15 protein-coding genes are annotated in these 15,908 nt (G+C 40.0%); 12 read left to right on the top strand and 3 right to left on the bottom strand.

Annotated features, from left to right (window positions below; all coding sequences use genetic code 11):
- The first annotated feature begins 86 nt into the window (after positions 1–86).
- Together QWZ01_RS11780 and QWZ01_RS11775 are read left to right on the top strand one after the other, a co-directional pair.
- On the top strand, positions 87–1,208 hold the full coding sequence (locus tag QWZ01_RS11780) for a TlpA disulfide reductase family protein (RefSeq protein WP_290323529.1): 1,122 nt from the start codon (positions 87–89) through the stop codon (positions 1,206–1,208).
- Positions 1,209–1,305: 97 nt separating this feature from the next.
- Positions 1,306–1,995, top strand: coding sequence for a response regulator transcription factor (locus QWZ01_RS11775; RefSeq protein ID WP_290323528.1), 690 nt, complete (start codon positions 1,306–1,308; stop codon positions 1,993–1,995).
- A gap of 118 nt (positions 1,996–2,113) precedes the next feature.
- Here QWZ01_RS11775 and QWZ01_RS11770 read toward each other — a convergent pair whose 3' ends face one another.
- Both QWZ01_RS11770 and QWZ01_RS11765 read right to left on the bottom strand, forming a co-directional pair.
- Positions 2,114–2,335, bottom strand: coding sequence for a hypothetical protein (locus QWZ01_RS11770; protein WP_290323527.1), 222 nt, complete (start codon positions 2,333–2,335; stop codon positions 2,114–2,116).
- A 183-nt stretch (positions 2,336–2,518) separates the two neighbouring features.
- The gene (locus QWZ01_RS11765; RefSeq protein ID WP_290323526.1) at positions 2,519–3,001 is read right to left on the bottom strand and encodes a hypothetical protein; all 483 of its coding nucleotides are present in this window, start codon (positions 2,999–3,001) and stop codon (positions 2,519–2,521) included.
- A 162-nt stretch (positions 3,002–3,163) separates the two neighbouring features.
- Here QWZ01_RS11765 and QWZ01_RS11760 point away from each other — a divergent pair, with 162 nt between their 5' ends.
- The 3 genes from QWZ01_RS11760 to QWZ01_RS11750 all read left to right on the top strand — a co-directional run bounded on the left by QWZ01_RS11760 (position 3,164) and on the right by QWZ01_RS11750 (position 6,757).
- Positions 3,164–3,883, top strand: coding sequence for an RluA family pseudouridine synthase (locus QWZ01_RS11760; RefSeq protein WP_290323525.1), 720 nt, complete (start codon positions 3,164–3,166; stop codon positions 3,881–3,883).
- Between the two features lie 27 nt (positions 3,884–3,910).
- Positions 3,911–5,377, top strand: a complete 1,467-nt coding sequence (locus QWZ01_RS11755) for a hypothetical protein (protein ID WP_290323524.1) — start codon at positions 3,911–3,913, stop codon at positions 5,375–5,377.
- Between the two features lie 369 nt (positions 5,378–5,746).
- On the top strand, positions 5,747–6,757 hold the full coding sequence (locus QWZ01_RS11750; RefSeq protein WP_290323523.1) for a glutamine synthetase beta-grasp domain-containing protein: 1,011 nt from the start codon (positions 5,747–5,749) through the stop codon (positions 6,755–6,757).
- A gap of 118 nt (positions 6,758–6,875) precedes the next feature.
- Here the strand turns inward: QWZ01_RS11750 and QWZ01_RS11745 are convergent, their stop codons facing one another.
- The gene (locus QWZ01_RS11745; protein ID WP_290323522.1) at positions 6,876–7,271 is read right to left on the bottom strand and encodes a gamma-glutamylcyclotransferase family protein; all 396 of its coding nucleotides are present in this window, start codon (positions 7,269–7,271) and stop codon (positions 6,876–6,878) included.
- A gap of 118 nt (positions 7,272–7,389) precedes the next feature.
- On the opposite strand from QWZ01_RS11745, the gene QWZ01_RS11740 reads away from it, so the two are divergent.
- The 7 genes from QWZ01_RS11740 to QWZ01_RS11710 all read left to right on the top strand — a co-directional run bounded on the left by QWZ01_RS11740 (position 7,390) and on the right by QWZ01_RS11710 (position 15,894).
- A complete protein-coding gene (locus QWZ01_RS11740) occupies positions 7,390–8,748 on the top strand; it encodes a glutamine synthetase family protein (RefSeq protein WP_290323521.1) in 1,359 nt (452 codons plus the stop codon).
- A 117-nt stretch (positions 8,749–8,865) separates the two neighbouring features.
- Positions 8,866–9,903: a hypothetical protein gene (locus QWZ01_RS11735; protein WP_290323520.1), complete on the top strand. Its 1,038-nt coding sequence runs from the start codon at positions 8,866–8,868 to the stop codon at positions 9,901–9,903.
- Between the two features lie 55 nt (positions 9,904–9,958).
- Positions 9,959–10,828 (top strand): HAD-IIA family hydrolase, encoded by an 870-nt coding sequence (locus QWZ01_RS11730; protein ID WP_290323519.1) that lies wholly within the window; start codon positions 9,959–9,961, stop codon positions 10,826–10,828.
- Positions 10,829–11,061: 233 nt separating this feature from the next.
- Positions 11,062–12,117, top strand: coding sequence for a UDP-glucose--hexose-1-phosphate uridylyltransferase (locus QWZ01_RS11725; RefSeq protein WP_290323518.1), 1,056 nt, complete (start codon positions 11,062–11,064; stop codon positions 12,115–12,117).
- 44 nt (positions 12,118–12,161) lie between these two features.
- Positions 12,162–13,322 (top strand): aldose epimerase family protein, encoded by a 1,161-nt coding sequence (locus QWZ01_RS11720; RefSeq protein ID WP_290323517.1) that lies wholly within the window; start codon positions 12,162–12,164, stop codon positions 13,320–13,322.
- A 223-nt stretch (positions 13,323–13,545) separates the two neighbouring features.
- Positions 13,546–14,535 carry a GTP 3',8-cyclase MoaA gene (gene moaA / locus QWZ01_RS11715; RefSeq protein WP_290323516.1) on the top strand — a complete coding sequence of 330 codons (990 nt, stop codon included), beginning with the start codon at positions 13,546–13,548 and terminating at the stop codon, positions 14,533–14,535.
- Positions 14,536–14,700: 165 nt separating this feature from the next.
- Positions 14,701–15,894: a molybdopterin molybdotransferase MoeA gene (locus QWZ01_RS11710; protein WP_290323515.1), complete on the top strand. Its 1,194-nt coding sequence runs from the start codon at positions 14,701–14,703 to the stop codon at positions 15,892–15,894.
- The last annotated feature ends 14 nt before the right edge of the window (positions 15,895–15,908 follow it).

Below are 15,908 nucleotides of genomic sequence, written 5' to 3'. Positions count from 1 at the left end.
AAAGGATAGGGATGCAAAGGAGCGATTTAAAAAGCCCTCTCCTTTGGCGAGGATTAGGTGAGACCATTGAAAATCAAAATTAGATAATGAAGAACCGCATTATAGCATCAGGAATACTACTAAGCGTATTCCTTTTTTCATGTAAGGATAAAACCGCTTTTAATATTTCAGGAACACTTAAAAATCCAACAAGCGTAAAGATAGTTTACCTGCTTGAGGCCGATAGCAGCCAGGTAAAGGTTGTTGATTCAACCACTTTAAGTGAAGATGGCAGGTTTAAGTTTAAGCACGACGCACCATACGCCAACCTGTATAAACTGCGCACCGGCGATAATATATTTGACCTTATTGCTAAAAATGGCGATGACATTGAATTTACTACTGATTTAAAAGATAGCAGCCATGCTTACACCATTACCGGATCGGATGATTCTGAAAAGATAAAGGAATTTAATAAGATCAGTAATTTTTACGGTGATAAAAATAATAAGGTAGTATCTGAGTACCAGGAAAAATCACAGGCCCTGGGTAAACAGTCAGATTCGCTGCTGAAAGTTTATATGCCCGTATTTCAAAAAAACATGGCCGATTACAGCAATGCCGTGTTGAAGTTTGTTAATGATAACAAAAACTCGCTGGCGGGTTTTTACGCAGCTACATCGCTTGATGTTATTAAATATGAGTCGCAATTGATTGCTTACAGCGATGAAATAAAGGGAAGCTTTCAGGACAATCCGGGCGTGCAGCAGTTCATCAAACAAATGGAGAAAGCAAAGCCTATTTCCATAGGTCATAAGGCGCCTGATTTTACAACTGCCGGTATTGATGGTAAACCAATTAAACTGTCAGATTATAAAGGTAAATACGTGATGATTGATTTTTGGGCCTCATGGTGTATGCCTTGCCGCCAGGAAAATCCTAACGTGGTAAAGCAGTACAATACCTTTAAATCAAAAGGGTTTAATATCATTGGTATTTCATTGGATAAAGAGAAGGCTCAATGGCAAAAAGCTATTAATGATGATAAATTAACCTGGGCACATGGATCTGATCTTAACGGCTTTGAAGGTGCCACAGAAACGCTTTACCACGTTGAGGCCATACCTTCAAATTTTATCATTGATCCTCAGGGAAATATAGTTGCCAAAAGTATCACCGGCGCCGATTTGGAAGCTTTTTTAAACAAAACATTTAATAAGGTTCAATAAATCGTTAATATAAAGTAACCTTTAACAATTTGTTAATATTGAATTAACTTTTAGCTTTTGTAAAGCGTATACTTTTATACAAAAAATTTAACGTGCCATGAGCAACTCTTCCAAACAGAAAATACTTATTGTTGATGACGAACCAGACATTTTAGAGCTAATAGAATATAATTTGAAAAAAGAAGGTTATCAGGTGTTTTTGGCCCGCAACGGACAGGAAGCCGTGGCCGAAGCAAAAAAAGCATTACCTGATCTTATTGTACTGGATATCATGATGCCTAAAATGGATGGTATTGAAGCCTGCCGTATTATGCGCACCATGCCCGAGTTTAAAAACACCTTCATGGTATTTTTAACTGCCCGTAGCGAAGAGTATTCTGAAATTGCCGGTTTTAACGTAGGAGCCGATGATTATATAGCTAAGCCTATAAAGCCACGTGCTTTGGTTAGCCGTATAAACGCTATACTGCGCCGCAATGCACCTGCCGAAGATACCCCTGATAACAAACTGGAAATTGGCAACCTGGTTATTGACCGCGAAGCTTACCTTGTTTATAAAGATGGAGTTAAAGTGGTATTGGCTAAAAAAGAATTTGAACTGCTTTACCTGCTGGCTTCAAAACCCGGTAAAGTTTACACCCGCGAGGTGATCCTAAAAAACATTTGGGAAGATTCGGTAGTGGTTACCAACCGTACCATTGATGTGCATATCCGTAAACTACGTGAAAAATTAGGAGATGATTGTGTAGCCACCGTAAAAGGTGTGGGCTACAAGTTTGAAGCTTAAGACTGCAATATCCCACGCGAGGGATTTAGAATGGTATTTATAAATTTCCGAAAAGATAATTATAAAAAAGCGGCCCTGATTTCAGGGCCGCTTTTTTGGCTATTGTGGGCTACATAGATTAGCCGGTAAACTTGCCGGTAATGTCTTTGAATTTGTCGGCAGCTTTTTCCTTCAGATCATCGGTGATCTCCTGGATTTTGCCACCTGCAAGGTCTGATGCCTTTTCTTTTAACTCATCTATCTCGTCGCCAATTTTATCCTTGGCGTTTTCCCACATGTCGCCGGCTGATTCTTTGATCTTATCAAAAAAACCTTTTTCTTCTTCTGGTTCAGTACTCATGATGCTTTTCTTTAAGTTATGAATGATCGTATCTGATTAATGGTACCCTTGATAATTAAAGTTAGTAATTGTTTTTCAGTTAATTAACTATTACAGTATACATTTTTTTCACAAAATATTGGCAATAAAAAAAGGGTACCAGATCATGATCCAATACCCTTTTTTGTAAGTTTTGATAAGTGCTTACTTAGCAGATGCAGCCTTTTTCTTCACGGCTGTAGCTGCTTTTTCAGTTTTAGCAGCTACGGCTTTTTTTGCGCCCGCTGCTTTTGTTTTAGCGGTAGCTGTAATTGTTTTTGCCTTATCAGCCGCTTTGGCTTTTACGTTAGCCGCGGTTTTTTTTGCTGTCGCGGTTTCTTCTTTGGCTTTGGTTGTTATAGCTTTTGCTTTGGTATCGGCTTTGGCTTTCACATCGGCGGCGACGGTTTTTGCCTTAGCTGCTGCGGTATCGGCCTTTTTAACAACAGTTGTTTTGGTTGCAGCAGCTTTTTTAGCAACAACTTCTTTTTTATCAGCTGCTTTTTCTTTTATCTCTTCTATTTTATCTTCGGCTTTATCTTTAAGTTCTTCGGCTTTGTCTTTGGTGCTATCCCAAAACTCTTCAATAGTTTCTTTAACCTTTTCAAAAAATCCCTTTTCTTCAGGTTTACTTTGTTGTTTGCTCATGATTGTTTTTTACAGATTAGGTGTGTACAGTTTGTTTAATTATGATATTTAACCATTGCAATTAAGGTTTGTTTTACAATGTGTTAACAAATGGTATTAATAATACCAACTGTAATAGGTGTTTAAATTATAAACCGTAATTTTGCCGGCTATATTTAAAATATGAAGTTTCCGAAATTTGCCGACCTGATATTGTTTGAGAATGATGATGTGATAGTTGTGAACAAGCCACCTTTTTTAAGTTCACTTGATGAACGTGAGGGTGGAGAGGTCAATCTACTGCGCCTGGCCAAAGCTTACTGGGACGATGCCCAGATCTGCCATCGCCTGGATAAGGAAACTTCCGGAGCGCTAATTATCGCTAAAAATCCTGAAGCCTACCGCATGGTATCTATGCAGTTTGAAAAACGACAGGTAAAAAAAGTATATCATGCCATTATTGATGGTACACATACTTTTGATCACCTGTTGATTGATCTGCCTATTTTAAACGTAGGCAAAGGTAACGTAACCATCAGCAGGCAGGAGGGGAAGAGGGCTGAAACCTGGTTTCAGTCGTTAAGATACTTTAAACACTACACCCTGGTTGAGTGCCGCCCGGTTACAGGCCGTATGCACCAGATCCGTATACACCTGGCCACGCAAAGAGCTTCTATAGCTGGCGACGAAATGTATAAGGGTGAGCCGGTTTTTCTATCTAAAATAAAACGTAAATATCATTTAGGTAAAGATCAGGAAGAACTGCCGATCATGAAACGCTTCGCGCTGCACGCTTATGAGGTTACCTTCCGCATTAATCCCGAAACTGAGATCACCATACACGCTCCCTATCCTAAAGATTTTGAAACGTTGTTGAAACTGCTCGAAAAGTTTGATAGTTAGCATACAGATTAAATAATTAGCAGTTGCATGTTTAAAATGCCTCGTTTTACGCTTTTACTATTATTTATTTGCTGTTTTAGCACTGTTTTTGCGCAGCAGCGTGTAAAAAATGATAGTCTTTTGAACTTTATACAAATAAAGGACGAAAACTTGCGTGAACAAAAGCTGGTAACTTATATTAAAACAAACTTTCAGGACTTACCGCTTGACGGACTTAGATTAGAAAAGGATTCTTTAATTGGCTTGATCTCCAACTCCAAAATTTACAATAGTGATGCCCTGATCCTCTTAGCTGAAAGCATTTATGAAAAAAGGTTGTTGCGGTTTAGCGAGGCAAAAAAACTCATGCTGAGCGCTGTTGAGAAAGTTCAAAAAAAATCAAATCACTTTTTACTGTATACATTTTTTAGCCAATTGGCATTTATACAAACCGATGAAGGGGATGCTATTGATGCTGTTTACAGTTACGAACTGGCCAAAGGTGAGGTAAAAAAGCTGAACGATCCTTATTTGGAGGCTATATTGTATGTTAATATCTCTGATATTTATTACAGGATAGGTTTATATAGCCAATCATTGTTTTATTTGGATAAGGCCCAGGATTTAAGCAGCAAACATCAACTGCATCAGGTAAATTTTTTGAGGCTGGTGAATTACAACAAGGCGGAGAATTATTTTCGTACCAATAATTATGATTCATTAAGCTTTTATCATAAAAACTTACTTGCGCTCAAGGGCCAAAGCAACAAGCTTTATACTTCACAAAAACGTACAGGATATTATTTACTATTGCTAAAGCATGATTACAAGGCCGCTATCCTGAACATTAATTTATTGCTGAAGGATAGTTCATACGTAAAAGATGACATTGACGAGCAGCACCTGGCAAGTTCGTATTTTTTTAATAAGCAGATTGATTCGGCCGGCTATGTAATTAATGATTTACTGCAGCGCCCAATGCTAATTAATCATCCCGAAATAAAATTTCAGTTATATGAAATGCTTGGAGAAATTGCCCAGATAAAAAACGATAATAAACAGGCTGCTTTGAACTTTAAGTTATCGCTTCAGCAATCAAAACAAAACATTAATAATTTAACGCAGGTGGGTAATGTAGCTTCGCAGATGAAAATAAGCGATGTGCAAAGTTTATACTACGAAAACATGCTAACCTATAAAAAGGAGCAGCTAAAGCTGAGGTTTATAGTGGCTGTAGCCTTTTTAATAGTCATAATTATTGCCATATCATATCGTACCACAAGGCAAAAGCGCCATTATGAAAAGCTTTTGCATACGGCCCGGATGCATGAACTGGCCAATATAAACTCGCACGAGGTACGTAATCACCTGTCAAATATACTGGGTTTGCTTGATCTCATGAATGATGAAGATAATGAGGGAAGCGAACTCTATAGAACAAAACATTATCTGCACTACTCGGCCGAACAATTAGATAAGGCTCTGAAAAATGTTTCCAAAAAACTAAGTAACTAACAGCTAAGCACAGTTGTAGCTTTCTTATAGTTATCAAAAAATAACAGTTCAACTTTTCCTGCTTAACTTAATTAATAACTAAGTTTTTATTTTAGTAACTTATTAAAATGGTCTGTATTTTAGTATTTTACGTTTTTGATAAAATCGGTGTGTTTTTCGGGGTGGAAAATATGAAATTGTTAAAAGTTGTTTTTATTAACCCTGATTTTATGTATTTGAGCGGAAAAAGTGTGGTTTGTTGAAAAAAATTATAAAAATTTCACAAAAAAATAATGATTTTTATAAAAATAGTTTAAATTCGCCTTAATAATTAGCTGGATTAACAGAAAAACTATAATTAGAACCACAACTTTACAAATTAACTTAAAAATGGCAACTAAACTCGAGTACATTTGGCTTGATGGGTACAAACCAACACAAAGCCTGCGTAGCAAAACTAAAATTGTAAAAAGCTTCAGCGGTAAAGTTGAAGATTTAGATAACTGGAGCTTTGACGGTTCTTCAACAGAACAGGCACCTGGTGGCTCATCAGATTGTATCTTGAAACCAGTTTTCACTGTTCCCGATCCACAAAGAAAAGATGCTTATTTAGTAATGTGTGAAGTGCTTAGCGCTGATGGCCAACCACATGAATCAAATGGTCGTGCTCACATTGAAGATGATGATAACGATTTTTGGTTTGGTTTTGAGCAAGAGTACTTTTTATGGGATCCTAAAACCGACAAACCTCTTGGTTTCCCGGCAGGTGGTTACCCAGCCCCACAAGGCCCTTACTACTGCTCAGTAGGTGCAAACAACGCTTTCGGCCGCGAAATTGTTGAAGAACACTTAGATGCTTGTTTAGAAGCCGGCTTAAATGTTGAAGGTATCAACGCTGAGGTTGCTGCTGGTCAGTGGGAATTCCAAATTTTCGCTAAAGGTGCTAAAGAAGCTGGTGACCAGATCTGGGTTGCACGTTACTTATTAGAAAGAATTGGCGAAAGCTACGGTGTGGCTATCAACTGGCATTGCAAACCATTAGGTACTTTAGACTGGAATGGTTCTGGTATGCACGCTAACTTCTCAAATACAACTTTACGTACTGCTAACAGCAAAGAAACTTTCACCGCTATCTGCGAAGCTTTCCGTCCTGCAGTTGCTGAGTGTGTTGCTGTATATGGTGCTCATAACGAACTGCGTTTAACGGGTAAACACGAAACAGCTTCAATCAATGATTTCAGCTATGGTGTATCTGACCGTGGTGCTTCTATCCGTATTCCATTGTACACTGTAGATCATAACTGGAGTGGTTACCTGGAAGATCGTCGTCCTAACTCTGCTGCCGATCCGTACAAAGTAGCTGCAGTTATCATCAAAACTGTAAAATCTGCGAAAGTTTAATCCCCTTATATACTTTAACTCCTTCCCCCGGTTCAAAAAACCGGGGGATTTTTTTTGTAATGGGAAATGATTTTGCAGATACTATAGCGAAAATGACGCTTGTTTAAAGAAGAAATAATTACTTAAAATACTTACCCGATTTAATCTGCGTCAAATGCTCAACAGGGAGGTTGTAAACGTAAACCCAGCATTCAATTGGGCCGGTAGCTGTTTCTATCTCTTTTATCACCCTGATAAACAAATTTGGCTGTTCCTGGTCGTCACCAAAGCCTTCGTAATCATCAATGGAAGTTAATATCTGGTTGGGATCATCCATCAGGTAAATACTGCCATGTACATATTGTTCGCCATGAACATGAGCAATGGCTCCAGGGTATTCGCCCATATCATAAAGCTTCCCTTTAAATTTGCCCTCCATTAAAAAAGTACAATGCTGTTGAAGGTAAGCACCATAGCTGTTTTGGCTGTTAAGCAGGGTGCCGTAAACAAATAAATGGCGGTTAATTTGCTCCATTAGTGGTTAAAGTATAAACAAAGGTAAGGGCAAATTCGTATTATTGCTATAATCAACAGGGCTTGAAATTTTGCGGTTCAGTATCGTAATAATTGTAATCCACCCTGTACATATTACCATGAACGAGCAGCAGATCAAAGCATATTTAGAAGAAAATAAGATAGATAAAATAAAATTCGCCTTTGCCGATATTGATGGCATTTTACGCGGTAAGGTGATTCATCCTAAAAAATTTATAGATGGCCTGCAAAGCGGATATGGCTTTTGCGATGTGGTTTTTGGTTGGGATAGCAGCGACGTTTGCTATGATAATGTGCAGTTAACCGGCTGGCACACCGGCTACCCCGATAAACTTTGCCGCATTGATCTCTCCACGCTGCGTAACGTTCCGTGGCAGGATAATATACCTTTCTTTTTAGCTGATTTTAGTGACCCCAAAGGAACCGACCTGCCAGCTTGTCCCCGCAGTTTGCTGAAACATATCATTAAGCAATGTACGGATATGGGTTACCATGCCGAGTTTGCCCAGGAATTTGAATGGTTCAACTTCAGGGAAACGCCGCAATCTATCAACGATAAAAACTTTACCAACATCAATACCCTAACACCGGGTATGTTTGGTTATTCTATACTACGTACATCAGAAAACAGCGATTTTTATTACGACCTGTTTAATCTGCTCACGCAATTCAATATCCCTATTGAAGGACTGCATACCGAAACCGGTCCGGGCGTATACGAGGCCGCCATAGCGCACGATGAGGTTTTAGCTGCTGCCGATAAAGCTGTGTTGTTTAAAACCGCTGTAAAAGAAATAGCCTACAAACATGGCATTATGGCTTCGTTCATGGCTAAATGGACAGAAACTTTACCTGGCTGTAGCGGCCATATCCATCAAAGCTTGTGGACGGCAGATCAGGGTGAAAACCTTTTCTATGATGCCAATGATAAGCATAAAATGAGCGATCTGCATAAGCACTATCTTGCAGGGCAGCTTTATTGTATGCCTCATTTATTGCCTATGTATGCACCAACTATTAATAGTTATAAGCGTTTGGTAGAGGGTGCCTGGGCTCCAACAACCCTTACCTGGGGAGTTGAAAACCGCACAACCGCCTTAAGGGTTATTAATACAACTCCCGGCCTTACCCGCCTGGAAACCCGTATACCTGGTGCCGATACCAATCCGTACCTGGCTATGGCCGCCGCGCTGGCCTCCGGCCTTTATGGTATCAGGAATAAACTAACCTTAGGAACGCCGCAAACCATAGGCAATGGCTATCAGGACAAGAAAAATGGAGTGCTTGCGTCCAATTTATATGATGCCGCTGTAGCCATGCAAAACTCTGGCATAGCAAAGGAGCTGTTTGGTGAAGGGTTTGTTGAACACTTTACGCAAACCCGCCTTTGGGAGCACCGCCAATACGCTAAACATGTAAGCGATTGGGAATTGAAAAGATACTTTGAAATTATTTAATCCCGGTTCATACAAAATCAGATCGATCCACTTAATCAGACAAAAATCAGACAAAAAATAATTATACAATTTGTTTAATATTGCACCCGCAAATTCCAATTACAAACCAATATTAAAATGGATTATTCCATAATTGTTAAAAAGGCGTGGGAGGGGTACGATGCTTCAAAAACCATCAGGCTTATTGAAGATATCAGTGCTATGGTATCAACCAACCATGTGTATCGCATCACCTTTGATGATGATGATATTATTATTGCTAAGTTATCTTACTTTGGCAAGTTTGAAAATTTTAAAGAAGATCACCGTATTATTCAAACCTTAGCAAATAACCTGCTTTATCCGTTTGAAAACCTGCTGGCGCGTTCCTTATTAAAAAATAACCGGGTTTACATTTATCATCACAAGCATAGTAAAACAGATGTATGGGTGGTTTTTTACAACCCAACCCGTATACTCCAGCGCTTACCCCGCCGGCTCGATGAAAATCATATCAAAAAACTTGGCCAGCAAGTTGGTAAGTTTCATAAAGCCTGTTCAAGGGTTAAAAATGTGCTGCCTAAATCGTCAAAAACATTGCGTACGGATATTTCGGCATTGCTGAGCCAACTTAATACCAATAACAGTGAATTTGGCACCGGTATGCAGGCTGATTTTTTAAAATATCATTGCGAAACTTTTTTAAAGAACCGCTCAAAATACAACATGAGCTCGTTCGAGATTATCCCGGTATTTATCGATTGGAATATTGGTAACTTCTCGGTAACGCCCAATCTCGAGCTTTATTCGCGCTGGGATTACGATTGGTTCAGGATGAGTTACCGCGTGCTTGATTTTTATTTCTTCAGCCGCGTAGTATCAGATATTGGCGATCGTACCGTGTTCAGCTACGTGATCAATACCATGATGGAAGATCGTTTTATTATTTTCCTGAAAGAATATCACAAAGTAAACCCCTTAACTGCCGATGAGATCAGGTTTATGAAAGAAGCTTACCGTTTTTTTATATTGAATTATGTAATTAAAGACGGTAAACACTTTTTTAGCGAGCAATACGCCCAAAAACTACAGTCGGAGGCTTTTAACGTTTATCTGCCATCGGTTGACAGGGACTTTGACGCTGAAAAAATAATTGAAGCATTAAAATTAAAGTAGGCAATGATGTAATATTTGAGCATATTGCGGCAAATATTACATCAAAACTTAAAGCATGACCCGAATAGATAACTTTAAATCAATTATTGACAGATACAAGGTTGTTTTTTTTGATGCTTTTGGTGTATTAAAGAATTATAAGGGTTTACTTCCCGGAATTGAGCGCACATTCGCTTATCTTGAACAGCAGCAGAAAGAATATTACATTGTTACCAATGACGCATCGCGCAGCCCGGCGCAGTTGGCCGAATCATACCAGATTAAAGGTCTGCATACCATAACACCCGATCATATCATATCGTCGGGCATGCTTACCAAGGATTATCTTGATCTTAAAGTGAACGATGGGATAGTGGCTTATTTGGGCACACCTGATTCAGCTCATTATATTGATAGCTCAGGTCTGCATACCCTGCCTGTGAGCCAGATTGATGCAAGTAATATTGACAAGGTAAATGCCCTGATCTTTTTAGATGATGAGGGATTTGACTGGTTTGAGGATCTGAATAAAACAGTAAATATACTCCGCAAACGAGCTATTCCGGCCATCGTAGCCAATACTGATCATGCATATCCCGTAACCAAACATGATGTATCAATAGCTATTGGTGGTATAGCCAGCATGGTTGAGAAAATTGTAGGGAAGGAATTTATCCGTTTCGGCAAGCCCGACTCACAAATGTTCATGTTTGCGTACGATTTGCTTCGCGACCAAGGGCCTATCAACAAAAAAGATATTGTGATGGTAGGTGATACCCTGCAAACCGATATACTTGGTGGCAATAAATTTGGATTAGATACAGTATTAGTACTCTCTGGTAATACCCAGGCTGTAGATGCCGAAAACCGGATCAACGCAACGGGTATTGTACCTACTTACATCTGCGATTCGGCAGTGGTAGAATTTGGTGAGCTTGGTTTTTAACTTCTCCGTCTGCCAATAATTACTTAAAACAGAAAGACTATATTTTATTGCACCAGCTGTTCATGCAGGGCTTAATTCTTTATAGTTTTTTTTTAAAATGTCAGGGTGACAAATATTTTTTGTTTATAAATGTAAATTTAACATTTGTTTTTTTACTTTTGGTTCAGCAAAGGTATTACCCCTTGCCTTTAAGGCGTGTCTTAGCGCTGTATAAACCGAATTAATTAAGCTTGATGAATAACGAAAATTTTGATCTGAAGGAGCATCCGCATAGTCGTTTGAATATATTAACCGGCGATTGGATACTGGTATCTCCGCATCGCACAAAACGGCCATGGCAAGGTAAAGTAGAGAATGCGCAGGCTGATGAAAGGCCGGCATATGATCCTACCTGTTACCTGTGCCCTGGGAATAACAGGGCCGACGGAAGCAAAAATCCCGACTATAAGGGCAGCTATGTTTTTACCAACGATTATTCATCATTACTGCTAAATACCCCTGATGGCGGCTTAAATGACGATGAACTGTTGGTAGCCAACAGCCAGCGCGGAATATGCAGGGTGATCAGTTTTTCGCCAAGGCACGATCTTACATTGCCTGAAATGGAAACCAAAGATATCAGGAAGGTTGTTGATGTGTGGCAAACCGAATACCAGGAGCTGGCAACCAATTCATGGATCAAGCATATACAGATATTTGAAAATAAAGGTGATATAATGGGATGCAGCAACCCGCATCCGCACGGGCAGATCTGGGCGCAAAACAGCATCCCGGTTGAGGTAGCGAAAGAAACACAGCAGCAAAAGGTTTATTTTGAGCAAAAAGGCCGCAGTCTGCTTGCCGATTATGTGCAGCTTGAACTAAAACGCCAGGAACGTGTAGTTTTTGAAAACGAACATTTTGTTGTACTGGTGCCTTTTTGGGCGGTTTGGCCTTATGAAACCATGATAGTGAGCAAGCGCCATATTACCAGCCTGCTTTATTTTACCGACGATGAAAAAACGGCCCTTGCTGATGCTATTAAAAGGCTTACCGTTAGGTATGATAACATGTTTGAAACATCGTTCCCATACTCTTCCGGAATGCATCAATCACCGGTAAATATGGGCGATCAGCCTTACTGGCATTGGCATATGCATTTTTATCCGCCATTGTTGCGGTCGGCAACGGTTAAAAAATTTATGGTAGGTTACGAGATGCTGGCTAATCCCCAACGTGACATTACTGCCGAGTTTGCGGCCGAAAAACTAAGAAACTTGAGTGAAGTTCATTATAAATTAAAGGGATAAGTAAAAAATATTAATTTTAAGCCACAATATAAACCATCTATTTTATGAACAAGTTATTCAGAAACCTTTCGCTAATAATGTTACCGGCGTGCGTATCTTTGGCAGCCTGTAATCAATCATCTGACAAGAAAAAAACAACCATGACGGATAGTACCCAAACTCCAGCTTCGGCATTTGAAACAACAATTGATGGAAAGCAAACCCATCTGTACACCCTTAAAAACAAAAATGGTGTTACCGCTACGTTTACCAACTATGGCGGCCGTATTGTAAGCCTGCTGGTGCCTGATAAAACCGGAAAACTTACCGATGTTGTTTTAGGCTTTGAAAGTGTAGAAGGGTTTGAAAAATCAACCGAGCCTTATTACGGAGCTACTATTGGCCGTTACGGAAACCGTATAGCCAAAGGGAAATTTAAAATAGATGGTAAAGAATATCAATCATCTATAAACAACCCGCCAAATACGCTGCATGGCGGTAAAAATGGCTACCAGAGCGTAGTATGGGATGGTAAACAAATAGATTCATCAACCGTAGAGTTTACCTACCTGTCAAAAGACATGGAAGAAGGTTTTCCTGGCAATTTGAACGTGAAGGTTATTTACAGCCTTACCGATGATAATGAATTTAAAGCGGTTTACGAGGCCACTACTGATAAAAACACCGTTGTTAACCTAACCAACCATGCCTTTTTTAACTTAAACGGCGAAGGCAGCGGTACTATACTTGATCACCTGGTAAAGGTTGATGCCGATAATTATGTACCGGTTGATTCAACTTTGATACCGCTGGGCCCAATAGCAAAAGTACTGGGAACTCCATTTGATTTTACTAAACCAACCACCATTGGTAAAAGAATAAATGACGATAACGTACAGCTTAAAAACGGCAAAGGTTACGATCATAATTTTGTATTGAACAAGCACGACATCAAGACTCCTATAGCCACTGTAGTGGGCGATAAAAGCGGTATAAAAATGGAAGTGTTTACAGAGGAGCCAGGCTTGCAATTTTATAGCGGAAACTTCATGCAGGCTAAAAATGCTATGAAACGCGGGATTAAGGATGAGTTCCGTACCTCATTTGCCATGGAAACTCAACATTACCCAGATTCACCAAACCAGCCTCAGTTCCCATCAACAGAACTTAAACCAGGCCAGGTTTATAAAACACAATCATTGTATAAATTTTCGGTAGTTAAATAAACCGGATTTCATAGAGAATTAAAAGAGGGTCTTACCGGTAAGGTGAGGCCCCTTTTTTTTGGCAAATGATGGAATGGAAAATATATGGTATGATAATCAGTAACAAGTTTATGGAGCAAACAAAAAGTACAATAAAAAAACATTACAGCCATTTGTAATATTTACTTTTACTGTATACAATCCTTCAATAAAGGTGCGGTATATAAATTAAAATTGGTATCCATTGCTAACAGATAATCACGGTCGAAAAATTAATTACCTGCGCCTTGCGGTGACGGATAGGTGTAATCTGCGCTGTTTTTATTGTATGCCTGAAGATGGCCTGAATTGGCTCAGCCGTAAAGAGCTGATGAGTCATGACGAGATGTTGCGAGCCTGCGATGTGTTGGTAAAAATGGGTATCGAAAAGATCCGTATTACCGGTGGAGAGCCGTTTGTACGTAAGGATATCATGCCTTTGCTTACCGCTATATCAAACCTGAATGGCTTGCAGGAATTGAGCCTAACTACCAATGGCGTGCTTACTGCCCCATACGTGCCCGAGTTAAAAAAGATAGGTGTTCGATCGGTAAATCTGAGTTTGGATACCCTTGATGCTAACCGCTTTTTTACTATAACCCGCCGTGATGAATTTGCCAATGTTATGGCGGCTTTGGATGCTTTGCTGACTCACGACATAGAAGTGAAAATAAACGCTGTGGTTATGGATGGCAAAAACACGCAGGATATTTTACCCCTGGTAGCAATGACTAAGGATATGCCCGTGAGCGTGCGCTTTATTGAAGAGATGCCTTTTAATGGGGATGGTCATGTTTATGCAGGTTTACAATGGGATTATGTGCGGATTCTGGATGAAATAAAAAGTAAATATCCGCAGATACAAAAACTTCCTGACCCTTTAAATTCAACAGCTTACAATTATCATATACCTGGTCACCACGGCAATATAGGCATCATAGCGGCTTATTCACGTACTTTTTGCGGCACTTGCAACCGCATCAGGATAACTCCTCAGGGCGAATTGAAAACCTGTTTATACGATGATGGGGTATTGAACATCAGAGATATGATGCGTGGCGGTGCCGGCGACCATGAATTACGGGCTGTAGTGCTAAATGCCATTGGCCACCGGGCCAAAGATGGCTGGGAAGCCGAACATAAACGGGTGATACATCCGGGCATTCATGAATCCATGGCTACTATTGGTGGATAAATAATAGAAGTTAGTATCAAGTAGTGAATAAGAGTATCAAGTAGCGAGTATCAAGTATCAAGATACTATATTAATTATGGAGAGTTTTAAAATCTTGATCTCGTTACTGAATTACACAACAGTCTTGATACTTGATACTCGCTACTTGATACTAAATTATATCATATGACAACTGTTAACGAGGCCGAAAAGCTTATACTGGCGCAATTAAAAGATTATGGTACTGAAAGTCTGCCATTTGAGCAAACCATGGGTCGGGTTTTGGCAGAGGCTATAAAAGCAGATCGTGATCTGCCTCCGTTTAACCGGGTTACTATGGATGGCATTGCCGTTAGCTACCAGGCTATCACAAATGGCATCAATACCTTTAAAATAATAGCCACCCAGGCCGCGGGCGAGGCACCTGCAACTATCAGTGAGTTGGATGAATGTATTGAGATCATGACTGGGGCGGTACTGCCGGCATCGGTTGATACCGTGATCCGTTATGAAGATGTTGATATAAACAACGGGCTGGCATCCCTAAAAATAACCGACATAAAGCAAGGACAAAATCTGCACCTGCAGGGCGTGGATAAAAAGCAGGGCGATGTTCTGGCCCCAGCCGGACAAATGATTACAGCCGCGATCATCAGTGTTGCGGCATCAGTTGGTAAAGCGGAGCTCCTGGTAAAAAAAATGCCCCGCGTAGTAATCATATCATCGGGTGATGAATTAGTGCCTGTGAATCAAAAACCTGCCCTTTATCAAATCCGGATATCAAATAGCTATACCATAAAAGCTGTTTTGCAGCAACATGCTCTTCAACCCGATATTATTCATATTCCTGACGATCCTGATGTTACCAGGCAGCAGATAGAGCACTGCCTGCAAAATTACGATGTACTGCTGCTGAGTGGTGGTATATCTATGGGGAAGTTTGATTACATACCACAGGCTCTCGAAGATTCGGCGGTTGAAAAGGTTTTTCATAAGGTGGCACAGCGCCCCGGCAAACCTTTTTGGTTTGGCAGGCATGGTAACGGAGCGGTTGTGTTTGCGTTTCCGGGCAATCCCGTGGCTACCTTTATGTGCCTGCATAAATATTTTTTAAACTGGCTCAGGGCTGTTTTAGGCCTGCAGGAGCAGTCACCTTTATACGCGGTTTTAGATAAGGATTTTCAGTTTTTGCCGCCTTTACAGTACTTTTTACAGGTAAAATTGCAAAGTAACCCGCTTGGACAACTTACGGCATTACCAATTGAAGGAAATGGTTCGGGCGATTTTGCTAACTTAGCAGATACGGATGCCTTTTTAGAATTACCGCTTGAAAGGAGCGATTTTAAGAAGGGGGAAGTGTTTAAGGCACTACGTTTTTGATACTGGTTCACACA

Origin of the sequence: Mucilaginibacter aquaedulcis (genome assembly GCF_030409325.1) — a bacterium.
Taxonomy (GTDB): Bacteria; Bacteroidota; Bacteroidia; order Sphingobacteriales; family Sphingobacteriaceae; genus Mucilaginibacter; species Mucilaginibacter aquaedulcis.
Note: the sequence above shows the minus strand (reverse complement) of the source record. Positions and strands in the feature narration are given on the sequence as shown.